Consider the following 22,540-nt stretch of genomic DNA (forward strand, 5'->3'; position numbering starts at 1 on the left):
CCATGAGCGACCTGCGACCACAGGCAGACCCGAATGGGCGGCCGATATCAGGGGGAGCGGCCGCCTCCGGCGGGGCCGGCGGCACCGGGGGAGCCGCCTACAAGTCGCTGCACCGGGGCCTCGAGATCCTGCAGCTGATCCAGGGCCGAGGGCGGCTCAAGATCTCGGAGATCAGCAGCGAGCTCGGCATGCCGCTGTCGACCGTGTACCGCTACGTGACCGTGCTTCGAGACGCGGGCTTCGCGATCGAGATCGACGGCTATCTCATGCCGTCGAGCCGCCTCGCGGAGAGCGACGACGCCTCCCCGCACCTCGTGCGCTACGCGGCACCCGTGCTGCGTCGCCTCAGGGAGCTCACCGGCATGACGGCGATCCTCGCCGTGCGCGTGCACATCACGGCCGTGTGCCTGGAAGTGTCGTACGCGCATCCGCAGCACCGCATCCCCTTCGGCCGCGGGAAGGTGCGCAGCCTGTACGCGGGGGCGACGGCGCTGCCTCTGCTCGCGTACGCGCCGAAGAAGGTCGTGCGCGAGCTCCTCTCCGGTGGCCTCCGCGCGTACACGACCGCGACGATGAGCCCGGAGATGATCGAGCCGTACCTGCGGCAGGTGCGCGCCGAGGGGCACGCCGTCTCCTACGGGCAGATCACCCCGGGCATGGTCGGCATCGGCGTGCCCGTCTTCGCGGGCGGCCGAGTGCTGTGCTCCCTGTCTCTTGTCGGTGACGAGCGGCAGACTGGGGTACTGGATGAGCGCGTCGCGCTCCTCAAGCAGGGAGCTGCAGAGCTCGCCGCGAAACTGCCGTCGAACGTCGACCTCGAAGTCTGGAGCGACCAGAGTGCCTGAAATCGCCGCGAACCCCGCAGCCCCATCCCCCGCGTTCGAGGAGTCCGCGCCGCCCGTGTCCGGGCCGCTCGCGAGCCCCATCCTCGCGCGTGGAACGCAGCCGATCACCGCGCAGCGCGGTACGAAGCTGCGCGCCAGGAACTGGCGGGCAGAGGGCCTGCTGCGCATGTTCGAGAACGTGCTCGAAGTGGGCGAGAACGCGGCGGAGCTCATCGTCTACGCGTCGCTCGGCAAGGCTGCCCGCAACTGGGACGAGGCCTGCCGCATCGTGAACTCGCTGCTGGAGCTCGACGAGGCCGAGACGCTGATCCTGCAGACGGGCGCCGCGGTCGGCGTCATGTCGACGAAGCGCGACTCGCCCATGGTGCTCTCCGCCGTCAACAACACCGTCGGCAACTGGGCGACCAGCGACCGCTTCTACGAGCGGTATCGGGCCGGGCAGACCATCTGGGGCGGGCTGACGGCAGCCGCCTGGCAGTACATCGGCAGGCAGGGCGTGCTGCAGGGCACGTACGAGCTCCTCCGAGAGGTGCTGGTCCAGCACTACGACGCTCGGGCAGAGGGCCGGTGGATGCTCACAGCCGGACTTGGCGGCATGGGCTCCGCCCAGCCCATCTCGGCGCGCATCCTCGGCCTGTCGTCGCTGACCGTGGAGATCGACCAGGTGAAGATCGATCGAGCCCTCGCGGTGGGCGGCGTCGACGTCCTCGCGCCCTCGCTCGACGATGCGCTGGCGCTGCTCGAGGCGGCCCGCGCCGAGGGCATCCCCGCCGCCGTCGCGCTCCGCGCCAACGCGGCGGCCGTCTTCGCGGAGCTCGCCTCGCGCGGCGTCGTCCCGGACATCGTCACCGACCAGACCGCCGCGCACGACGCGCGCTACGGCTACGTGCCCCTCGAGTACACGCTCGACGAGTGGGTCGCCGCCCGTGAGTCCGAGCCGGAACGCGTCGAGGCCCTGGCGCGCGCCTCCATGGCCAAGCAGGTCGACGCCATGCTCACGCTGCAGGAACGCGGATCCGTCGCCTTCGAGAACGGCAACAACCTGCGCGTGAAGGCGCTCGAGCACCTCGGCGAGAGCGAGACCGAGCGGGTCAACCGCATCCCCGGGTTCATGGAGGCCTACCTCCGGCCGCTCTTCGCGCGCGGCATCGGGCCCTTCCGCTGGGTGTGCCTGTCCGGCGACATCGAAGACCAGCTGACCATGGATGCGCTCGCATCCTCGCTCTTCCCAGACCGGCCCGAGGTCGCCGAGTGGCTCGCGCTCGCGGGCGTCCACGTGCCGCAGCAGGGCCTCCCCGCGCGGTCCTGCTGGCTCGGGCACGGCGAACGCTCGCGCCTCGCGCAGGCCGCGAACGAGCTCGTCGCCGACGGCCGGCTCACTGCTCCCGTGCTCTTCAGCCGCGACCACCTCGACTCCGCCGGCATGACCCATCCGCGCATCGGCACCGAGGGCATGCGAGACGACTCCGACGGCGTTACCGACTGGCCGCTCCTCGACGCCATGCTGCTCTCAACGGCCGGGGCCGACCTCGTCGCGATCCACTCGGGTGGCGGCGGCTACACCGGGTGGATGCAGTCCGCTGGCGTCTCCATCGTCGCCGACGGCAAGCCGGAAACCCTCGAACGCCTCCGCCTGGCTCTCGACCTGGACACGGGGCTCGGCGTCATCCGCCACGCCGCCGCTGGCTACGAGGAGGCAGCGTCCGCCATCGAGCGGAACGGCGAGACGGGCGACGCCCCCATCGCCGCCCTCGGGCTCGCCGCGCGCGGTGCCTCGGCGACCGCCGAGCAGGCGGCCGAGCAGGCAGCATCCACCCCCACCGACCCCGAAGGGAACGCCCGTGCGTGAACTGACCCAGGAAGACGCCGTCCACGGAGTGCTCGGGGGCGGTGTGCTCGCGTGTGGCGGCGGCGGGTGGAAGCACCACGGCGAGCTCATGGGCCGCATGGCGACCGAGCTCAACAGGCCGGTGCTCGCGAGCATCGACGAGCTCCCGGAGGACAGCTGGGTGGCGACGGTCACCGCGATCGGCGCGCCAGCCGCGAAGAACTGGGAGATCCGCCCCGTCGACTACGTGCACGCCCTGCAGGAGCTCATCAAAGCGACCGAGGTGCCCATCTCGGCCGTCATGACGGCCCAGAACGGCTACTCGACGACCCTGAACGGCTGGATCCAGTCGTCCGTGCTTGGCGTCAAGGTGCTGGATGCGGCCGGAGACGTGCGCGCGCACCCGACGGGCAAGCTCGGCTCGCTCGGCCTCGCCGAGCGAGAAGGCTACGTGGCGACGCAGGTCGTGTCGGGCGGCAACCGTACCCTCCACGGCCACTTCCTCTCCGTGAACCGAGGCACGATCAACACGTGCGACGACGTGCTGCGCGACATCTCGGTGCGCACGGGCGGCTTCATCGCCGCCGCCCGCAACCCGGTCGAGCTGAGCTACGTGCGCGAGCACGCCGCGCACGGGTCCATCTCGCTCGCCCTCGACCTCGGCAGGGACATGGCGGCGGCGCTCAGGAAGCGCGGCGCCGGCAAGCAGGAGGCGTTCGTGCAGGCAGTCGTCGAACGCCTCGGCGGCACGGTCGTCTCGCGCGGGCCGCTCGGCCTCGAGGTGCCGACCGACACGCACGGAGGCTGGGACCACGGCACCTTCCGCATCGGGGACTTCACGGTGCCGTACCTCAACGAGTACATGGCCATCGAGTCGGACGGTGAGCGCATCGCGACCTACCCGGACACGATCATCCTCCTCGACCCGAAGCTCGGAGAGGCGGTCGCGGTGAAGGATGCCGCCGAGGGCCAGGAGGTCGTGCTCGTGTCGGTGCCGGCCTCCGCGCTGCCGGTGTCGTCGTCGGCGATCGACGAGTCCGGGCTCGCCGAGATCGAGCAGATCATGGGCATCGACTTCCTGAAGTACCGCGACTCCGGCCTCGTCGGCGGAACGGCCGGCTATGTCGGCTGACACCGCGGATGTGCTGCTCGGCGCCGTCGACCCGTCGCGTCTTCGTCCCGACCAGCAGCGGGTGCTCGCCGACCTGACCGAGCTCGCCGGCCTCATCGAGAGCGCAGAGCCAGGGTTCTCCCGTCGAGTGTTCTCCGACGCGTACCGTGCAGGGCGCGAATGGGTGCGAGACCGGATGCGCGCATCCGGTCTCGACGCACACATCGACCCGGCGGGCAACGTCGTCGGGGTGCTGCGCGGCGCGAACTCGTCGCTGAAGCCGCTCATGACCGGCTCGCATACCGACACCGTGCACGCGGGCGGACGCTACGACGGCATCGTGGGCGTGCTCGGCGGCATCGAGGTGGCTCGGCGGCTGCGCGAGGAGGGCATCACGCTCGCACGCGACCTGTACGTCGTCGACTTCCTCGGGGAGGAGGCGAACTCGTTCGGCGTCTCCTGCATCGGCTCGCGCTCCATCGCGGGGCTGCTCCTCCCCGAGCACCTCGAGCGAACGAACGGCGATTCGGCGCTTCGGCTTGGCGACGCCATGACGGGGTTCGGCCTCGACACGAGCGGCGCCCTCGGCCAGGCCTGGGCTCCCGGCTCCCTGCACGCCTACCTCGAGCTGCACATCGAACAGGGGCCGCAGCTCGAACGCAGCGGCAGGCAGATCGGCGTCGTGACGGCGATCGCGGGCATCGAGCGCCTCATGGCCGCGTTCTCGGGCCGTGCGGACCACGCGGGCACCATGCCCATGCAGGGCAGGCACGACGCGCTCATCGCGGCCGCCGAGGCGATCCTCACGATCGAGCGGGAGGCGTGCGGGGCCCCCATCCACGGCGTGTCGACGACGGGCCGTATCGAGTCGTCGCCTGGCTCCTTCAACATCGTTCCAGACGAGGCGCGCATCTGGGCGGAGATGCGCAGCGTGGATGCGTCGTGGCTGCACGGCGCGAAGCGTCGCGTCGCCGAGGACATCGCGTCGGCCGCCGCGCTCCGCGGTGTCGAGACCGCAATCGAGTGGCTCAACGACCAGGATCCGGTCGCGGCCGACCCCGACGTGCAGCGCCTCCTCGGCGAGGCCGCTGACGCGCTCGGCTACACGTGGGAGGCCGTGCCGTCCGGAGCGGGCCACGACGCGGCGCACCTGGCGCACCTCGGACCAATGGGCATGATCTTCGTGCCATCGGTCGGCGGGCGCAGCCACGTGCCCGGGGAGTTCACCGAGGCCGACGACATCGCGGTCGGCATCCACGTGCTCGCGACTGCGCTTGTCGCGGCCGACCGCAGCGAGCGCCCCCTCGCCGTGAGCTGAGCGGGCCGGCCGCGACGCCGACCTCCGGGCCGGCCCGGTTGCCCGGCGCTGCCCGTCCTGCCTGCCCGTCCTGCCTGCCCGTCCTGCCTGTCTGCCCGGTTGATCTCGCTCCCGCCGTTTCCGGGGTTTCGGGATGGAAAGGTCCCTTCGTTGGGGGAAGTTTTCCAGCAGGGAGTGACTTCGCCAGCCCGAGTCGTGGCCTGGGGTGGGCTGGGGTGGGTTGGGTTTGGCTGTTCTCGGCTGGTAGGGGTGTGGGGTTGGTTGGGTCGGCCGGTTTGGGGTTTGGCGGTGAGGGTGGGGTGGTCTTCGCGGGCGAGGTGTCGTTCCTGCCCTTTCCGGGGTTTCGGGATGGAAAGGTCGCTTCGTTGCGGGAAGTTCTCCAGCTTGAAGTGACTTCGCCAGCCCGAGTCGTGGCCTGGGGTGGGCCGGTTGGGGTGTCGGGCCGACTAGGTAGGCGGTTAGGGGTTTGGCGGTGAGGGTGGGGTGGTCTTCGCGGGCGAGGTGTCGTTCCTGCCGTTTCCGGGGTTTCGGGATGGAAAGGTCGCTTCGTTGCGGGAAGTTCTCCAGCACGAAGTGACTTCGCCAGCCCGAGTTTCAGAAAGCGCGCGAGGTTCGGGACGCGGGAAGTCTGGGATGTAAGGTCTGGGACGCGGGGGAGGTACGCGACGTCTGAGGCCTGGAGTGCCAGAGTCGATCCACGCGCGAACCACGCGCGAGTCGAGCGAAAGTCCAGGCGCGGCCCCCAAGGTGGAAGCGTGTGTCGGTCAGCTGGCCGGCCGTCAGGAACGAGGGGAACGCCCATGGCTACGTTTGTGCTCATCCACGGTGGAGGGTCCTCGAGCTGGGACTGGCACCTTGTGGCCCCGAAGCTGGAGGAGGCGGGTCATCGCGTGGTCGCCGTCGACCTGCCGATCGAGGAGCCAGGTCTGTCGCTCGTCGACTACGCGGACTCGGTCTCGGCGCAGCTCGACGAGGCGAGGGGCGACAGCTCCGACGGAGACGGGCAGGGGGAGCAGCTGGTGATCGTCGGTCACTCGCTCGGCGGCTTCTCCGCGGCCCTCGTGGCTGAGCGCCTCCTCGCCGACGGGCTCGTCTACGTCGCGGGCATGATCCCCAGGCCGGGCGAGACGATCGAGGAATGGTGGACGGCGACGGGCCACAGCGCGCTGGGCGTCGATGCCGAGGACGAGCTCGTCTACTACAACCTCGTGCCGGACGATCTTGTGGTCGACGCGAAGGCGCACGTGCGAGAGGAGTCCGGCTCGTGGATGGATGCTCCGTGGCCGGGCGTCGGACGCGAGGTCCCGACGGGCTTCATCGCGCCTGAGGACGACCTGTTCTTCCCGCTCGAGTTCGCGAAGCAGCTTGCCCGCGACCGTGCGGGGGTCGAGGCGGTCGTGGTCCCGGGAGGGCACTACGTCGCCATCGGCGCGCCTGACCCGCTCGCGAGGGCCCTCGCGGAGTTTGCTGACGGCCTCTGACCGGGAGGCTGGGTACGCTCGTCAGATGCAGCAGCTCACCGAGGCCCAGATCCGGGATGCGTTTGTCAACGCCTCGCGCAAGGAGGTCAGCGACCTGACGTTGCTGCCTGGGTTCCACGATGTGGATTGGGAGCGCCGCGACTACCTCGGCTGGACGGACCCGAAGCTGGGGCGTCGCGCTTACGCGGTGATCCCTGTGGACGGGGACCTCGTGGCGATCATGTTCGAGCGTGCGCGGAAGCTGCCGACTCGGCGCGCCATGTGCTCGTGGTGCGAGGACGTGACGCTGCCCAACGACGTCGTGTTCTACAGCGCGAAGCGGACCGGTGACGCCGGTCGCCGAGGGGATACCGTCGGCACGCTGGTCTGCGCCGAGTTCGAGTGCTCGACGAACGTGCGGCGTCTTCCCACGTCGGCGTACATCGGCTACGACCGCGAGGCGGCCCGCGAGCAGCGCAAGGAGAACCTGCGGGTGCGCGCTGCGAGCTTCGCGAGGAACCTGCGCGACGGGGTCTGACGGGCATCCACCGGATGCCGCCGGCGTCTACTTGCCGGCGACGGCCTTGGCGGCCCGGTGGGCGATGACGAGGCTCAGGATGACTCCCGTCAGCGTCGAGATCACGGCGAGGGACAGCGCGACGAGGTACGGCGCGACGGAGTTCGCGGAGAGCACTGAGACGATCGCGAAGACGATGCCGGCGCCTGCACCCGTATTCGCCGGACGCAGTGCCGCCTCGTGGCCAGCGCGCCAGGCTTCGTCGGATGCGCGGGTCGCGGCGGTGCGCAGACCCGCGTACCCCCAGCGATCGAGACGTCCATCAGCTCCCCAGCGGACCGTGAGCATGCTCATGAGGTTGCCGACGACGAGGATCACTGCCACTGCTATGGCGGCAGGGAAGCTCGGGGGCTGGAGTTCGATCACCAGGTGATGAGGTCGGCTCGGAGTCAGACGAGAGCAGCGGCGGCAGGACTCCGGGGAGTCGTGCTCGCACGCTTACGCGCGCTTCTGCTCGTAGCCGCTCGCGTCGTCGTCTTCGTCGGCGTCATCATCGTCGAGGTACTCGGACCACTTCGAGAGGATGTCGTCGTTGGGTTCTTCAGTGACTGGCGGACTCACCGGGTAGCTCGAGGAGCCACCGGAGAGTTCACGTGCCAGCGCGTCATAGTTCGTCTCATGTACGGAGTACTTGAGCTCACGGGCGACCTTGGTGTGCTTCGCCTTTTGACGGCCACGCCCCATGCGTAACCCCCTTATAATTCGGGCCGGGCAGGAATGGCCACCCGGTCGCAAGTCGTTAACGAAAATCTGACGCTCACATTACCACGGCGGCCGAGCGAATCTTCGGTGCGCCGACCCGGCCGCGTCACTCTGCGTCTCTAGACTGTGGCCTACCGGACCCGAGCTCGTCGACAGTCCGATGTACCCGCAGAGCTGCGCCCGCAGCGCCTCGACAGGAAGCCGGACGTGCTCGCCGTGAAGACCGACATCGACCTCGTCGTCATCGGCGCGGGTGTGCCCGGTGTGACGGTCGCTGCGACGCTGGCTGAGATGGGCCTCCGGCCGCTGCGGGATTTCGTGGTCTTCGACGCCGAGCCGCAGCCTGGCGGGTCCTGGGGGCGCGGATGGGACTTTCAGACGGTGGGGCACACGCCCCTGCTCTCCGGTCCGCCTGGGCTCTCTGAGTTGGGCATCCGTCTCAGCGATCAGGATCCTGAGGCCATCGTCCGCGACATCATGCCCCCGCTCATGCGGCGCTACGAGGACGCGTACGACCTGTTCGTGGCCCGCCCGGTTCGGGTGCTGCGCGTCGAGGCGATGCGCCGCTCGCCGCTGCTGACGCTGCACATCCAGGTGGGGGACCGCCCGCCGCGCACGATCACGACGAGATACGTCATCAACGCGACGGGCGACTGGTCGTCGCCGTTTGTGCCCTGGTATCCGGGCGCCCTCGATTTCGCCGGTCTGCAGCTCCCCTCCGCTCACATCGAGTCGCTGGCGGGATTCTCGGGCAAGCGGGTGCTCGTCGTGGGCGGTGGGCGCTCGGCCGTGACGATCCTGCGCGAGCTGGAGCCGATCGCGGCCAAGACGGCGTGGTCAACGCGGCGTGAGCCCGACTTCCACGAGCTGCCCCGCCTCACGCTGCCGTCGCGAACCGATTTCCGTCAGCGGGAGATGGATGCACGCCACGAGGCCGAGTTCGTCCGCTTCGTCGAGAGAGGCGAGCGTCTGCCGAGCGAGGTGAGCGTGCGAGGCATCCCGCTCTCGAGGGGCACTCTCGCTGCGATTCGGCGGGGGCTGCTCGTCTCGCGGGGTCCCCTCGCGAGTGTCCAGCCGGATGGGGTGACGTTGGCGAGCGGCGACCGCTTCGAGGCGGATGCGATCATCTGGGCGACGGGCAGTCGTCCCACGATGCGCCATCTCGCGCCCCTGCAGCTGCGCGAGCAGGGCGGTATGGCTCGTCTGCGCGACGGCTGGAGTCGGCGAGACAATCGCGTCGCGCTGCTCGGCTACGGAACGAACCGTCGGAACCCGGTGGCGGCTCGCCTCGATGCCGAGCATCTCGCGGAGGGCGTCTTCGACCGTCTCGGCGAGACCCCGGCCACGGTGAAGTAGCCCCGCTCCTCCCAGCCTCTTCGTTTCCGCTCCTCCCTCCCCGCCCATTCCCGTTCTGAAGAGTGAGCCGGATGCAGCTTCTGGCGAGCGGGAGCGTGCATCTGGCTCACTCTTCCGCCGGGGAGCAGAGGGGCAGGGGCAGGGGCAGGGGCAGGGGCAGAGGGAGCAGGGGCAGAGGGGCAGGAGTCGGGACAGGAGCAGGCGCGCTAGCCGCGGTGCGCGGAGGCGAGCACCGAGGTGACGACGGGGCGCGTGCTTAGGAGCGCGAGCCAGACGGCACCGAATCCGAGCGCGAAGCAGACGACCATCGTGAGCATCGCGAGGGGCGCGATGATCAGCGAGGCGCCGACGATCGGCAGGATGAGGGCTGCCGCGGCCCCGGCCCCTCCGAGCGCGGCGAGCAGCAGCGGCGCCCAGACCTGCACGCGCTGCGCCTGCTCGAAGACCTTGCGCGGCATGCCGGCCCTGTCGAGGGAGATGAGCAGCTTGCGCTCGTCGAGGATCGCGGCCGCCTGCGAGACGCCGACCGTGCACGCCAGCATGAGGAACGCGATGAAGAGCGTCAGGAAGACGCCGGTGCGCAGGTCCGTCATGAGGATGAGGTCCTCTGCCCGCATCCCGGACGTGCCGACCATGTCGAGGAGGGCGAGGCCGCTGCCGCCGATGACGGCGACGAACGCGACCATCGCGATGCCCGAGACGCTGCGCCAGGCGACGCCGGGCGTCTCGGCGAGCCTGCGCCCGCCGATGAGGCGGGCCGGTGACTTCGCCCGCTTCGCCATCTGGCGGCCGATGAGGCCGACCAGGGGACTTCCGATGAGGTTGAGTGCGAGCATCCCGGCCGCGAGGGGGACGAGCACTGCGATGACGAGTCCGATCATGCCGAAGGCTGACGTGAACCCCTGCATCATGCCGACGAGGCCCAGGCTGACGAGCAGGATGACGATGCCCGCGGCGAGCGCGAACCATTTGACCCGCGGCTGCGTGCCGCGCTTGCGAACGCCGAGGGGCGTGACCCGCACGGCTGCGAGCCCGGCGAACGAGCTGAGGGCCGCCAGCAGGGTGATGCCGGCCGCGGTCGCGAGGAGCACGGGGAACCCCACCCAGACGGACGCCGCCCCGATGGGGGCGCCGTAGAAGTGCAGGAGCCCCACGAGGGGGAGGAGGGCGGCGTAGAGCACCATGCCGGCGAGGATGCCTGCGATGGCGACGAGCGTCGCCTCGGCGACGGCGAGGAGCGTCACGACCCTGGTGGATGCGCCAAGCAGCCTGAGGGTCGCGAGACGGTCGTCGCGGCGTCGGGCGGAGAGGCGGGCCGCCGCGACGCCGAGGGTCAGGAGCGGGACCGCGAGCAGGGTCAGCGCGAAGACGGCGAAGAAGCCGTGGGATGGCATGCCCGGCGGCGGGTTGAAGAGCATCATGGTGCCGCCGACCACGACGAGCGTGAGGGCAGTCACGACGGCGAAGGCCACGGCCGGCAGGGCGACGGCGGCGCGGCCGACGGTGTCGGGCCGAGTGAGCATCCGCAGGATCGTGAGGAGCGGGATGCGACCGGACCCGCCGGGCGCGGGGCTCGGGACGCCCACGGGGACGACCGCGGACAACGGTTCGGCGGCCCTGGCTCTGGCGGTCGGGCGGGTGTCTGATGCGAGGTCGAGGGGCCCGGCGTCGTGGCTGCCGCTCATGCGCGGGCCGCCGTGTCCTCGAGGAGGTACCCGTCGCGCATCCGCACCGTGCGGTCGCAGCGGGCCGCGACCTCGGGGTCGTGGGTGACGACGACGAGGCTGCGGCCGGCCCGTGCGGTCGCGGCCAGCAGTGCCGTCATGACGTCGGCGCTCGTCGCTGAGTCGAGGGCGCCCGTCGGCTCGTCCGCGAACACGACGCGGGCGCCGGTGACCTGCGCGCGGGCGATGGCGACGCGCTGCGCCTGCCCGCCGGAGAGCTCTCCGATGCGGCGAGTCTCCATGCCGGCGAGCCCCATCGCCGCGAGCCACTGTGTCGCGGCCTGCTCGGCGCGCGTGCGGTCGACACCGCAGAGCATCGCCGCGATGGCGACGTTCTCGAGGGCGGTGAGCTCCGGCAGGAGCATGCCCTCCTGGAACACGAAGCCGAACTCGGTGCGGCGCAGCTCGGTGCGCTCCGCGTCGGACATTCCGGTGATCTCGCGGTTGCCGGCAGGGCCGTGCAGGTCGATGCGGCCCGCGTCCGGCGTGACGATGCCTGCCAGGCAGTGCAGGAGCGTGGTCTTGCCTGACCCGGAGGCTCCCATGATGGCGAGCGCCTCGCCTGCGTGCACCGCGATGCTGACGCCTGCGAGGGCGGTCGTGGGCCCGTAGGCCTTGCTGAGCGAATGTGCCGTGAGCACCCCGCTGGCGGCTGGCAGGGCTGCGGATGCGCGGCCCGCCGCATCGTGCGGGTGCGGAGCGAAGCGTGCTGCGGGTGCTGCTGCCGCGTGCGGGTGCGCCGCGGCCGGTGTCTGGAAGCCTGGGTGGGAAGTCATGCCTCCACGGTGCCCGCCTGGGGGTGCGCGCCTCGACCCCCTGCGGGCTCATCCTCCCCCGACTCTGGGAGGGTATTCGCGGGTCGGCGTCATCCGGGAGGATGACCGCTGGCGCCGCGGCCGGGGTCTACCAGCCGAGCATCCCGAGCCCGAGGCTCTCGCCGAGCACCTGGCCGACGGTCACGCCGATCAGCGCCGCGAGCACTCCCCAGAGCATCTGGACGGTCACGATGATCGCGGCCTTGCCGATCTTGCGGGCTCCCAACGCGTTCGTCGCGTCGAGCATGACGGAGCTCCACGAGCTCATGCCCCCGCAGAAGCCGGAGATGACGAGCATGGACGCGACGGTGGGAAGCGGGAGCAGGCCGGCCGCGAGGCCGGCGATGAGCGACGCGACGACGTTCACGATCATGAGCCGCCACTCCGGTGCCACTCGGCGTGGTGAGGCTGTGCCGTGCGGGAGCGATGGGTGGGCGGTGGCGATCGCCGATGCCGGCTGGCGCATCCGCGGCCACCCTTCGACGGCGACGTAGCGGATGCAGGCGCCGAGCCCTCCGGCGAGCCCGACCGCCAGGAGCATGAGGATGTCCATCAGCGCACCCCACCAGCTGGCGCTTCGCCGTCGGGGCCGAACGTGTCGTGGCTCGGCGTGGCTGGGCCTCGGCCAGCACCTGGTGGAGGGGAGATGCGTCGCCCGATGGCTCGCCCCGCGACGATGGCGAGGATGCCGCCGACGGTGCCGGCCACGAACGCGACGACCGCCCATCCCGAGTTCGAGAAGACGAGGGCGAGCGCCAGGGCGATGAGGGAGAACGTGGTGAAGCCGCCGCAGAAGCCGGGGCCGAGGGCCGCCCTCAGCGTCGCCATCCGCTCCGGCCAGTGCGCTCCCGCGACGATGCCGAGCGCGAGGGATCCGGCCACGTTGGCGATGAGCGCCGCGATGATGTCGGAGTCGAGGACGTGCAGGTTCGCGGAGAGTGGGACGAACAGCGTCTGGTCGCCATCGAGCGTCGACATCGTCGTCACTGACGTCAGCCAGACGCGCGCGAGCGTCCCGAGGGCGCCGCCGAGGAACACGGCGAGGAGGAGGCGGGCAGGCGAACGCACGCGGCAACCGTACTCCCGGGTAGAGCCCCGCGCCAGCAGCCCGCGGCGACGGCGAACCTGCGCCGCGCTCATACCGAGGGGCGCTCCCCGTGGTGGAGAACGCCCCTCGCACAGTGTCGGGCGTGCGCGTACGCGACCGACTCAGGCGTCGGAAGCGCCCCCGCCGCTGCCGCTCCTGTCGTCACGCGAGCCGAGGGCGTGCGAGATGCGCTCGCGCACTCGCTCGAGCTCCTGGTCAAGGAACGTCACGATTCCGGGGGAGAGTCGCTGCTCGCTCTGTGCGGCGCGGAGCTCCTGGCGCAGCTCGTGGCGGAACCGGTTGAGCACCAGATCCGCCTGAGACAGGGCCTCGAGCTGCGCGCGCAGGGCGTCGCGCGGCGGTCGGCTGTCGCCTGCTGGCTCGGATCTTGCGGCCCCGTCGTCTGTCGTGCCGCTGCTCCAGACGTGCGAGCTGCTCGCGGAGGACCAGGTGTCGTAGCGCCCATGCGTTCGGTGGCCGTCGCCCGCTGCTGTCGGGCCCTGCGGCGCCTCGGGGGCTCCAGGTGCGTCTGGTCCTGACGGGGGCCGGGGCGGGTCCTGCGGGCGCGGTTCGCCCGCGGCGCTCGGGCCTCCCGTGAATCCCGGCGGCACGAATCCGGGCGGAGTGTCGCCTGGCGTCGTGATCGGGTTCTCGCGGGGCGCATCCCATCCCTTGCCTGCACCGGAGAAGAAGCCACGAGCGGATGCGGCTCCCGCGGCTCCTGCGCTCGCGGCCTTCTCGAACCCGGCGCGTGCATCCGGCCCGAGCTCCTGGGCGAGCCGCGCGAACTCGGCGCGCAGCTCTTCGCGGGCACTCGCGAGCCCGTGGCGCACGTCGGCGGCGAGGCGGCGGACCGACGAGTCGACGTCCTGCTCGATGGAGGCGAGTTCCTCTCGGCGCGAATCGAGCTCACGCCGGCCGGCTTCCGTGATGCGGTAGACGCTCTTGCGGCCGTCGTTGTGCTTGGTGACGAGCCCTTCCTCCTCGAGCTTCGCGAGGCGCGGGTAGATGGTGCCGGCGCTTGGCGAGTAGGTGCCATCGAAGCGCTCGGAGAGCGCCTGGATGAGCTCGTAGCCGTGGCGCGGCTGGTCTTCGAGCAGGCTCAGCAGGTAGAGGCGAAGGTGTCCGTGGGCGAAGACTGGCGGGGTCACGCGGTGCCTCCCGGCTGTGTGGTGTCGTTCTCGGGCTCGTCGCCCGCGTTCTCGGATGCAGGGGCTGCGGCCTCGAGGCCGCCATCCCCGGCTGGGTCGCCGTCGGGAACGGGGCAAGTCGCGATGCGGGCGTCGATGCGCTCGTCGAAGTCCGCTGGCGCATCTCCTGCCCGCGGAGTGCGGGCGGAGAGGAGCACGGAGACTCGACCGGTGACGGTGCTGATGCGCACGTCGGTGACGGCGCCCTCGGTGGGCTCGGAGCGGTAGGTGGTTCCGCGGAGCGGTTCCAGGTGGAGGCCGTCGAGCTGCACGGAGGAGCCGACGGTGGAGACCTGGTAGCTGGGGTGGGTGCCGCCGGGCAGGCGCACGGTGGTGGCACCACTGACGGACCTGTTCGCGATGAGGCTGGGGGCGCCAGAGGTGACGTCGACTATCGTGGCGCCAGAGACGGTGCTGCCGTCGAAGCTCACGAGAGCTCCGGTGGCGGTGACGTCTCCTGACGCGGTCTTCACGACGGCGGTCCCAGCATGGCCCCGGACGCTGATCTCGCCACCGATGGAGTTGAGGTGCAGCTCGCCGCGAGTCGCGTCGAGGAACTGCTCTCCGCCGACCGTGTTGATGTCGATGCGTCCGCTGATTCCGGCGACGAGCACTTCCGCGCTGACGCCGAGCACATCGACGTCGACTCCGGCGGGGACGAGCACGCTCACGACGACGTTCGGCTGGTTCCAGATGGTCTTCGCCGAGGTCTGAACATCCGTCCAGGACAGCTGGGGGTGGTCGATCAGGAGCTGGTCTCCGTCGATGGCGATCTTGAGATCGCGGCCGGTGATGCCGGACACCTCGATGCGGGTGCTCGGCTCGTTGTGCGCGAGCACGCTGATGGCGCCGCCTGCCAGTCTCGCGCGAACGCTACGGACGGTCTGCACGTCGATGACGCGGGGTCCATCCACGATCCACTGTTCAATAGCCACTGCTGCTCCTCGGGGAAGGGTTCTTGATGAGCGTCGGGCTTCGCGTCCGACGACTGCAACTCACGTTATATCGCGAGTCTGGGGATTCGCGCGCTCTCGCGACTCTCTCAGCTCGCCTTCGGCGTGCGGCATACTGGGCGCACCGTCGGCGGCCCCGGCGAGTGCGTCGCGAGGGAGCAGGACATCATCACGCAGGAACTGTCATGGCTGTCGGTGCTGCTCACCCTCGTCGTCGGTGCGGGACTGGCCTTCATCGCCGTGCAGCGCACGAGGAACGAGCCTCGACGCCTGAGCAACGGCGTGTGGATCGTCGCTGCGGCCGTCGTCCTCATCAGCGCCGTCTCCAGCTTCGACGGCCAGGTGTCGATGCTCGTCAGCACCCTCACGTGGCTGCCCCTCGTGCTCTCGCCCGCTCTGCTGCTGGCGCTCATCGTCCTCCTGTACATCAACGGGGCCCGCATGATCCGACGCGAGGGGCGCTCGCTGGGGAACCTGCTGTCCCTCGCCCTCGCCATCATCCTGACGGCCCTGGCCGCACTGCCGTTCGCGGCCGTCCTGGTCGGCGACGACGTCTTCATCTCCATCGCGCTCCTCCTGGCCGCCGGAGCCGCCTACCTCGGTGCGGCGTTCGCCCTGTTCCTCGCGTACTCATGGCTCTACTCGCGGCTCGTTCGCGGTGCCGTCGGCACCTGGGTCGTCGTGCTCGGCTCCGGCCTCAGCGGCGGGCGGCGCGTGCCGCCGCTCCTGGCCGCGCGCATCCGGGCGGGCCTGGATGCGGCGCACCGGGTCGGGGCCTCCGTCGTCGTCATGTCCGGCGGGCAGGGCGGCGACGAGGCGCTCGCTGAGGGTCGCGCCATGCGCGAGTGGGCGCTCGACCCCGCCAACGCTAACGCCGACGCCGACAAGCGCCGGAACGCTCTGCCGACTGCGGGGAGCGCGGCCGAGCCGCGCATCCTGAGCGAGGAGGAATCGGTCAACACCGAGGAGAACCTCCGCTTCACGAAGCGGATCCTCGAGCGTGAGGGCGTCACCGGCCCCGGCATCATCGCGACGAGCAACTACCACGCCATGCGCGCCGCGATGCTCGCGAGGGAGCTCGGCATCGACGCGCAGGCAGTGCAGGCACCCGTTGCCCGCTACTACTGGCCGAGCGCGATTCTTCGGGAGTTCGCGGCGATCCTCCGGCGCTACTGGCTGCTCAATCTCGTCGCCGGGGTGCTCTTCGCGTTCCCTATCCCTGCACTCAGCCTCTGGGTCGCCCTCGGCAACGGCTGATCTCGCCTGCGGGCGGCGCGTCTGAACGGCGAGCGTGACTCGGGCCACGGATTCGGGACGCACTCGGCTGGGGTCCCTGGCTGTGTCGGCGGTGCGTGCGACACTGACGGAGTGCACAAACTCGCTGAGATGAGCTTGAAGAACCGCGCGCTGATCGCCCTCGTGACGCTCTCCGTGCTCCTCTTCGGCGGACTGTCCATGACCTCGCTCAAGCAGGAGCTCATTCCCTCGGTCTCCCTGCCGATCGTGTCGGTCGTGACGAGCTACCCGGGCGCGTCGCCGGAGATCGTCGACGAGGACGTGTCCAGGCTCGTCGAGACCTCCCTTCAAGGGCTTCAGGGGCTCTCCTCGACGCAGGTCACCTCCAGCGCGAACCTGTCGTCGGTGACGGTCGAGTTCGAGTACGGCACCGACACCGTCTACGCCGAGCAGCGCATCCAGCAGGCCCTCAACCGCATCGAGAGCCAGCTGCCGGAAGGTACGGAGACGACCGTGCTGAGCGGCTCGATCGACGACTTCCCAGTCATCCAGATCGCTGCGACGGGCGGTAGGAGCACGGAGGAGCTCGCGGCGAGCCTCGAGAGCTCGACCGTGCCAGGGCTGACCGAGCTCGACGGCGTCCGAGAGGCGGCCGTCAGCGGTGCACCGGTCTCCCGCATCGAGATCACGCCAGACCAGGCGGCGCTCGCGGGGGCCGGAGCCAGCGTCCAGAGCATCCGCGACACGCTCGACGCAGCAGGCACGCTCATCCCCATCGGACAGATCACCGAGGGCGACGACGCCCTCACCGTGCAGGCCGGAACGCTGCTCGACAACGTCGACGCCATCGCCGCTCTGCCCCTCAGCGGGGCTACCCCCGCCACGACGACCCTCGGCGATGTCGCGACCCTCGAGCTCGGGCCGGAGCCCGCGACCTCCATCTCACGCGTCAACGGCGAGGACGCCCTCACGGTGTCCGTCACGAAGCTCGCGAACGCCAACACCGTCGAGGTATCGCAGGCGGTCCGGGACGCGCTCCCCGCGCTCCAGGCGTCCATCGGCGGGGGAGCGACCCTGCAGATCGTCTTCGACCAGGCCCCGTTCATCCAGCAGTCCATCGACACCCTCGTCGTGGAAGGCCTCCTCGGTCTCGTCTTCGCGGTCATCGTCATCTTCGTCTTCCTGCTCTCCTTCCGCGCCACGCTCGTCACGGCGATCTCCATACCGACCTCGCTGCTCGTGACGTTCATCGGTCTGCAGGCCGCCGAGTACTCGCTCAACATCCTCACGCTCGGCGCCCTCACCATCGCGATCGGGCGAGTCGTCGACGACTCGATCGTCGTCATCGAGAACATCAAGCGGCACATGTCGATGCACCCGGATGCGAGCCTGCGCGGCACCGAGCGCGTGCGCGTCATCACGGAGGCGGTCCGCGAAGTCGCGACCGCCGTCACGAGCGCCACGATCGCAACCGTCGCCGTCTACCTGCCCATCGCATTCGTCGGCGACATCTCCGGGGAGCTGTTCCGCCCGTTCGCCCTCACGAGCGTCATCGCGCTCCTCGCGTCGCTCCTCGTCTCGCTCACGATCGTCCCCGTGCTCGCCTACTGGATGCTCGGAGGGCGGCATCGCAAGCGCCGCGCCCGCGTCGGCACGGCTGAGACCTGGGTCGGAGGCAGCACCCCCGCAGGCGAGACCGCCCAAGACCGGGACGCGGTCCTCGCGAGCGAGGCGGCGCCCAACTCGGGCAGCGTCACCGTGCAAGAGCCGCTCACTGCCGCGGGCGGCGACGAGACGCCCGTCGAGCCCGTCCGCGTGCGCCCTCGTCGAGAGCGTGCCAAGCGCGACGCCGGTCGGTTCGCTCCGCTCGGCCTGCGCAGCGACGACGAGGATCTGCACCCTCGACGTGCACTCCGCCGCCAGGCGGAGCAGGAGGCCGCCGTCGCCGGCCGCGCCGAGAACGGCCCAGACTCCGAGCTCGCCTCGTCGAGTGAAGAGAGCAGCTGGCTGCAGCGCGGCTACGAGCCGGTCCTCGGCTGGACCCTGCGCCGTCCCTTCATCACGCTCGGCGCGGCGCTGCTCATCCTCATCCTCACGGGCGCGCTCGCGCCGCTCATGAAGACCAACTTCCTCGGCAACACCGGCAGCAACAGCTTCACGGTGACGCAGACCCTCGAACCCAACCTCACGCTTGCCGCCTCCGGCGAGGCCGCGTCCCAGGTGGAGGACCTCATCAGGGCCAAGGAAGGCGTCGAGACGGTGCAGCTCACGATCGGCGGAGGGGGAGCCGCATCGCTCTTCACCGGCGGCGGAGCCTCCCGCGCGAGCTTCTCCGTGACCACCTCCACCGACGCCGACTCCGACGCCATCCAGGCCGACCTCCGCGAGGAGCTCGACGGCCTCGACGGGGCAGGCGAGATCTCCGTGGGAGGCGGCGGAAGCGCCGGATTCTCGAGTGCGATCAGCGTCGACCTGACCGCACCGGACGCCGAGACCCTCCGCCAGGCGAGTGACCAGGTCGTCGCAGTGCTCGCGGGAGTCGAGCAGCTCGGCGAGGTCACGAGCGACCTCGACGAGACCAGACCGTTCGTCGAGATGGACATCGATCAGGCCACGGCCGCCCAGTACGGGCTCAGCCAGACCGCCATCGGGGCGATCGTCGCCCAGCAGCTCCAGCCGACCCCCGTCGGATCGCTCACCGTCGACGGATCCAGCGTCCAGGTAGTGCTCCTCGGGTCCGAACCACCGGCGAACATCGACGCGCTCCGCGCCACGAGCATCCCCACGGCACTCGGTCCCGTCCCGCTCACCACGCTCGCGAGCGTCGAGATCGTCGACGGACCCGTCTCCATCTCGTCCGAGCGAGGGGTGCCCCTCGCCTCCATCACCGTCGTGCCCGCTGACGACAACCTCAGCTCCGCGAATGCGCTCATCACCGAGCAGCTCGACACGATCACCCTGCCAGAAGGCGCCACCGCCGCCCTCGGCGGTGTCAGCTCCGACCAGGCAGCCGCCTTCCAGCAGCTCGGGCTTGCTCTGCTGGCGGCGATCCTCATCGTCTACATCGTCATGGTGGCCACCTTCAAGAGCCTCCTGCAGCCGCTGCTCCTGCTCGTATCCGTGCCATTCGCGGCGACGGGCGCGATCCTGCTGCAGCTCGCGAGCGGCGTGCCCCTCGGCGTCGCCTCCCTCATCGGCGTGCTCATGCTCATCGGCGTCGTCGTCACCAACGCCATCGTGCTCATTGACCTCGTCAACCAGTTCAGGGAGCGGGGCCTCGCCGTGCACGAGGCGATGCTCGCCGGAGGCGCCAGACGTGTCCGCCCCATCGTCATGACCGCGCTTGCGACGATGCTGGCACTCACCCCGATGGCGCTCGGCATCACCGGGCACGGCGGCTTCATCTCGCAGCCGCTCGCGCTCGTCGTGATCGGCGGGCTGCTCTCCTCCACGGTGCTGACCCTGCTTGTCCTCCCTGCCCTCTACTCCGTCGTCGAAGGACCGCTCGAACGTCGCCGTGCCCGCCGTGAGGAGCGCATCGAGCAGGAGCTCGCTTCCACCGAGCAGAACGAAGAGCTGAGCACCCCGCTGCCCTAGCCGCGAACCGGCTCATGGGCGCTGCTCGTGACAACCTCGAGGGAGCGGCGGGCCCCCGGCGGAGCTTGCGCGAGTGCCGCCCTGGCCAGGTCGTGAGTTGTCGAGTATCCTGGCAAGTTGGGCATGCGCCGAATTCTGTGTGAGCAGCGTGCCGGACTGGAGAAGGCACACATGCCCAAGCGCAAAGCAAAGGGCGGGTTCAAGCCCGCGAGCAACTACATCCCCAAGGACTCCTCGGGTCGTGGCGAGCGACCGGCACGTGCCGGTGGCGGCGCTGGCGCCAATGGAAACCCGCGCTGGGCGAGCGAGAGCCGCCGCGACGGTGCCGGCGGAGACGACCGCCGAGGCGGCCGCGACGACCGACGCGGCTCCGGCTCCTCGGGCGGCGGCGAGCGCGGCTCGTACCGTGGCGACGACCGCCGAGGCGGCTCGGCAGGCGGCGACGACCGGCGCCCCGGCGCGCGTGCAGGTGGCGACGACCGCCGCGGCGGCTACGGGGGACGCAGCGACGAGCGACAGGGCGGCTACGGACGCGCCTCGCGGCCAGCCGCCGGTGACGACCGACGCGGCGCGGGTCGCGGCTCGGGCACTGATGAGCGTCGGGGCGGCTACCGTGCCAGCGGCGACGACCGTCGCGGCGGCTACGACGGTGCAGGACGGGCCGAGTCCTTCGACCGCTCACGCGACAGCTCGCGCAGCTCCGATCAGAGCCGCCCCCGCGGCGAAGACCGGTACAGCACCCGCAAGGGGGCAGCATCCGCTCGCGGAGGTGCGCCCACTCGCGGTGGAGCTCCCGCCCGTGGCGGCGCCCGCGGCCGCGACGGCCAGTTCTCGGACCGCAACGAGCGCATCGACCGGCACCACCACGACGCACTGCGCCAATCGCACGGCCGCCAGCCGGCCGCGGGTTCTCGCGGCGACCGCAGCGCGAAGCACTTCGACCCGACGGCGCCAGGCGCGAACCAGCCGCAGCGCGGGGCCATCCAGGACTACCGCAGCCACAGCCAGTCGGCTGCTGGCCGCGCCCCCTCCCATGACGAGGACCGCGTGCTCGAGCGCCTCGCCCCGACCGCGGTCGGAGCGAAGAACGCCGACGGCCTGAGCTTCGGCGACCTCGGCCTCGGCGCGAACATCGTCGACGCGCTGGCCGAGCTCGGTGCGCCGAGCCCGTTCCCCATCCAGGCTTCCACGATCCCGGATGCGATCCAGGGCCGAGACGTCCTCGGCCGTGGCCGCACTGGCAGCGGCAAGACGATCGCGTTCGGCGCCGCACTCGTGCAGCGCCTCAGCGTGGCCCGCGGACGCGACGCTGACGCGAGCAAGCGCAAGATCGGGCGCGCGCCCCGCGCCCTCATCGTCGCGCCGACTCGCGAGCTCGCCCTCCAGATCGACCGGACGATCCAGCCCATCGCCCGCAGCGTCGGCCTCTTCACGACCCAGGTCTACGGCGGCGTGCCGCAGCAGCGGCAGGTCACGGCCCTGGGCCGCGGTGTTGACATCGTCATCGGCACGCCCGGCCGCATCGAGGACCTCGAGCGCCAGGGCTTCCTGCGCCTCGACCAGGTCGAGATCACGGTGCTGGACGAAGCCGACCAGATGTGCGACCTCGGCTTCCTGGAGCCGGTGCAGCGCATCCTCCGCATGACCATGCCGGGCGGTCAGCGACTGCTGTTCTCGGCGACGCTCGACGCCGCCGTGCAGCGGCTCGTCACGGAGTTCCTCAAGAAGCCATCGGTGCACGAGGTGGCCGGTGAGGAAGAGCAGCACACCGACATCGACCACAGCGTGCTCGTCGTCGAACGCGACGACAAGCGTGCCGTGATCGAGCAGCTCGCCGGATCGGGCGGACGAGTCCTCATCTTCACGAAGACCCGCGTGGCAGCAGAAGGCCTCGCGACCGAGCTCTCTATGGCCGGCGTTCCCGCGGCCGCCCTCCACGGAGACCTCACGCAGGGGCGACGCACGCACAACCTGCGACTCCTCACGAGCGGCAAGGTCAACGTGCTCGTCGCGACCGACGTCGCCGCGCGAGGCATCCACGTCGACGACATCCGCCTGGTCATCCAGTCGGACATGCCCGAGGAGTACAAGTCGTACCTGCACCGCTCGGGCCGCACGGGCCGCGCGGGTCAGCGCGGCACTGTCGTCACCGTCATCCCGAAGCAGCGCCGTCGCCGGATGTCGGAACTGCTCGAGCGCGCCGAGATCGAGGCGCCCATGATCCCGGCACGCCCGGGTGGCGCTGAGCTCGACGCCTTCATGGCCTACGCCGACTGACCTTCCGGACGCCGACGACCGATGCCCCTCAGGATGGACGCTGCTCCAGCCCGAGGGGCATCTGTCGTCGCGGCGCACGTTGAACGTTGATGAAGCCCGCGTAGCGTTGCGCCCATGAGCGAACAGCAGGCGAACGACCCGCAGGCGCGGGCAGACCAGGCGAGTGCCGGCGAAGACGTCGCGGCGAACGGCGAAGGCTCTGCCGGTGAGCATGCGGCGCAGGCGAGCTCGGCTCGCATCAGCACGGAGCAGCTCGAGAATGAGCGCGCGCACGGCGACGGCAACCTCTTCCCCGACGCGGGCTCGCTCTTCGAGCCGGAGCCGGTCGACACCCCGGAGCAGCTAGAGGCGGAGGTCGAGGAGGCGGAGGCGCACGACACGCGCTTCGCAACCGGCCCGGACGAGTCGGGTGTGGCCGAGAGCAACTTCGGGCAGAACACCGCCGAGTAGCGCGGGCGCTGCTG

At 70.6% G+C, this 22,540-nt stretch carries 19 protein-coding genes; 11 read left to right on the forward strand and 8 right to left on the reverse strand.

What is annotated here, in order from left to right; genetic code table 11:
• Positions 1-2 precede the first annotated feature (2 nt).
• The 6 genes from ITJ67_RS00380 (at position 3) to ITJ67_RS00405 (ending at position 7,100) form a co-directional block, all read left to right on the forward strand.
• Complete coding sequence (locus ITJ67_RS00380; RefSeq protein ID WP_194676374.1) at positions 3-845, forward strand: IclR family transcriptional regulator; 843 nt, start codon at positions 3-5, stop codon at positions 843-845.
• On the forward strand, positions 838-2,694 hold the full coding sequence (locus ITJ67_RS00385; RefSeq protein WP_323741339.1) for a urocanate hydratase: 1,857 nt from the start codon (positions 838-840) through the stop codon (positions 2,692-2,694). Before ITJ67_RS00380 ends, ITJ67_RS00385 begins: the two co-directional genes overlap by 8 nt.
• Entirely contained in the window at positions 2,687-3,805 is a 1,119-nt protein-coding gene (locus tag ITJ67_RS00390) for a DUF917 family protein (RefSeq protein WP_194676376.1), read from the forward strand. Before ITJ67_RS00385 ends, ITJ67_RS00390 begins: the two co-directional genes overlap by 8 nt.
• Complete coding sequence (locus ITJ67_RS00395; RefSeq protein WP_194676377.1) at positions 3,795-5,102, forward strand: M20 family metallo-hydrolase; 1,308 nt, start codon at positions 3,795-3,797, stop codon at positions 5,100-5,102. Before ITJ67_RS00390 ends, ITJ67_RS00395 begins: the two co-directional genes overlap by 11 nt.
• Before the next feature lie 800 nt (positions 5,103-5,902).
• Entirely contained in the window at positions 5,903-6,583 is a 681-nt protein-coding gene (locus ITJ67_RS00400) for an alpha/beta fold hydrolase (protein WP_194676378.1), read from the forward strand.
• Between the two features lie 25 nt (positions 6,584-6,608).
• On the forward strand, positions 6,609-7,100 hold the full coding sequence (locus ITJ67_RS00405; protein ID WP_160074631.1) for an FBP domain-containing protein: 492 nt from the start codon (positions 6,609-6,611) through the stop codon (positions 7,098-7,100).
• Positions 7,101-7,127: 27 nt separating this feature from the next.
• Here the strand turns inward: ITJ67_RS00405 and ITJ67_RS00410 are convergent, their stop codons facing one another.
• Both ITJ67_RS00410 and ITJ67_RS00415 read right to left on the reverse strand, forming a co-directional pair.
• On the reverse strand, positions 7,128-7,505 hold the full coding sequence (locus ITJ67_RS00410) for an SdpI family protein (RefSeq protein ID WP_181059585.1): 378 nt from the start codon (positions 7,503-7,505) through the stop codon (positions 7,128-7,130).
• Between the two features lie 72 nt (positions 7,506-7,577).
• Positions 7,578-7,823 carry a DUF3073 domain-containing protein gene (locus tag ITJ67_RS00415; RefSeq protein ID WP_160074629.1) on the reverse strand — a complete coding sequence of 82 codons (246 nt, stop codon included), beginning with the start codon at positions 7,821-7,823 and terminating at the stop codon, positions 7,578-7,580.
• 144 nt (positions 7,824-7,967) lie between these two features.
• Between ITJ67_RS00415 and ITJ67_RS00420 the strand changes: the two genes are divergently transcribed.
• Complete coding sequence (locus ITJ67_RS00420; protein ID WP_194676379.1) at positions 7,968-9,197, forward strand: flavin-containing monooxygenase; 1,230 nt, start codon at positions 7,968-7,970, stop codon at positions 9,195-9,197.
• Between the two features lie 206 nt (positions 9,198-9,403).
• On the opposite strand, the gene ITJ67_RS00425 is transcribed toward ITJ67_RS00420, so the two are convergent.
• The 6 genes from ITJ67_RS00425 to ITJ67_RS00450 all read right to left on the reverse strand — a co-directional run bounded on the left by ITJ67_RS00425 (position 9,404) and on the right by ITJ67_RS00450 (position 14,948).
• Complete coding sequence (locus ITJ67_RS00425) at positions 9,404-10,882, reverse strand: permease (protein ID WP_194676380.1); 1,479 nt, start codon at positions 10,880-10,882, stop codon at positions 9,404-9,406.
• The gene (locus ITJ67_RS00430; RefSeq protein WP_194676381.1) at positions 10,879-11,697 is read right to left on the reverse strand and encodes an ABC transporter ATP-binding protein; all 819 of its coding nucleotides are present in this window, start codon (positions 11,695-11,697) and stop codon (positions 10,879-10,881) included. Before ITJ67_RS00430 ends, ITJ67_RS00425 begins: the two co-directional genes overlap by 4 nt.
• A gap of 127 nt (positions 11,698-11,824) precedes the next feature.
• On the reverse strand, positions 11,825-12,289 hold the full coding sequence (locus tag ITJ67_RS00435) for a FluC/FEX family fluoride channel (protein ID WP_194676382.1): 465 nt from the start codon (positions 12,287-12,289) through the stop codon (positions 11,825-11,827).
• Positions 12,289-12,804 carry a fluoride efflux transporter FluC gene (locus ITJ67_RS00440; RefSeq protein WP_194676383.1) on the reverse strand — a complete coding sequence of 172 codons (516 nt, stop codon included), beginning with the start codon at positions 12,802-12,804 and terminating at the stop codon, positions 12,289-12,291. Before ITJ67_RS00440 ends, ITJ67_RS00435 begins: the two co-directional genes overlap by 1 nt.
• A 141-nt stretch (positions 12,805-12,945) precedes the next feature.
• Positions 12,946-13,974, reverse strand: coding sequence for a PadR family transcriptional regulator (locus ITJ67_RS20395; protein WP_194676384.1), 1,029 nt, complete (start codon positions 13,972-13,974; stop codon positions 12,946-12,948).
• Positions 13,971-14,948 (reverse strand): hypothetical protein, encoded by a 978-nt coding sequence (locus tag ITJ67_RS00450; protein WP_194676385.1) that lies wholly within the window; start codon positions 14,946-14,948, stop codon positions 13,971-13,973. Before ITJ67_RS00450 ends, ITJ67_RS20395 begins: the two co-directional genes overlap by 4 nt.
• A 123-nt stretch (positions 14,949-15,071) precedes the next feature.
• Here ITJ67_RS00450 and ITJ67_RS00455 point away from each other — a divergent pair, with 123 nt between their 5' ends.
• From ITJ67_RS00455 to ITJ67_RS00470, 4 genes are all read left to right on the forward strand, one after another.
• A complete protein-coding gene (locus ITJ67_RS00455) occupies positions 15,072-16,223 on the forward strand; it encodes a YdcF family protein (protein ID WP_194676386.1) in 1,152 nt (383 codons plus the stop codon).
• Positions 16,224-16,352: 129 nt separating this feature from the next.
• Positions 16,353-19,799 (forward strand): efflux RND transporter permease subunit, encoded by a 3,447-nt coding sequence (locus ITJ67_RS00460; protein WP_228502150.1) that lies wholly within the window; start codon positions 16,353-16,355, stop codon positions 19,797-19,799.
• Between the two features lie 171 nt (positions 19,800-19,970).
• Positions 19,971-22,076, forward strand: a complete 2,106-nt coding sequence (locus ITJ67_RS00465; RefSeq protein WP_194676388.1) for a DEAD/DEAH box helicase — start codon at positions 19,971-19,973, stop codon at positions 22,074-22,076.
• A 114-nt stretch (positions 22,077-22,190) separates the two neighbouring features.
• Positions 22,191-22,526 (forward strand): hypothetical protein, encoded by a 336-nt coding sequence (locus ITJ67_RS00470; RefSeq protein WP_194676389.1) that lies wholly within the window; start codon positions 22,191-22,193, stop codon positions 22,524-22,526.
• Positions 22,527-22,540: the final 14 nt, after the last annotated feature.

The sequence above is a fragment of the Pseudoclavibacter sp. VKM Ac-2867 genome (assembly GCF_015351275.1).
Lineage (GTDB): Bacteria > Actinomycetota > Actinomycetes > Actinomycetales > Microbacteriaceae > Pseudoclavibacter.

Coding starts and splice junctions, on each gene's coding strand:
- ITJ67_RS00380 (WP_194676374.1), top strand. CDS start 3: ATGAGCGACCTGCGACCACAGGCAGACCCGAATGGGCGGCCGATATCA.
- ITJ67_RS00395 (WP_194676377.1), top strand. CDS start 3,795: ATGTCGGCTGACACCGCGGATGTGCTGCTCGGCGCCGTCGACCCGTCG.
- ITJ67_RS00400 (WP_194676378.1), top strand. CDS start 5,903: ATGGCTACGTTTGTGCTCATCCACGGTGGAGGGTCCTCGAGCTGGGAC.
- ITJ67_RS00405 (WP_160074631.1), top strand. CDS start 6,609: ATGCAGCAGCTCACCGAGGCCCAGATCCGGGATGCGTTTGTCAACGCC.
- ITJ67_RS00415 (WP_160074629.1), bottom strand. CDS start 7,823: ATGGGGCGTGGCCGTCAAAAGGCGAAGCACACCAAGGTCGCCCGTGAG.
- ITJ67_RS00425 (WP_194676380.1), bottom strand. CDS start 10,882: ATGAGCGGCAGCCACGACGCCGGGCCCCTCGACCTCGCATCAGACACC.
- ITJ67_RS00430 (WP_194676381.1), bottom strand. CDS start 11,697: ATGACTTCCCACCCAGGCTTCCAGACACCGGCCGCGGCGCACCCGCAC.
- ITJ67_RS00435 (WP_194676382.1), bottom strand. CDS start 12,289: ATGGACATCCTCATGCTCCTGGCGGTCGGGCTCGCCGGAGGGCTCGGC.
- ITJ67_RS00460 (WP_228502150.1), top strand. CDS start 16,353: ATGAGCTTGAAGAACCGCGCGCTGATCGCCCTCGTGACGCTCTCCGTG.
- ITJ67_RS00465 (WP_194676388.1), top strand. CDS start 19,971: ATGCCCAAGCGCAAAGCAAAGGGCGGGTTCAAGCCCGCGAGCAACTAC.
- ITJ67_RS00470 (WP_194676389.1), top strand. CDS start 22,191: ATGAGCGAACAGCAGGCGAACGACCCGCAGGCGCGGGCAGACCAGGCG.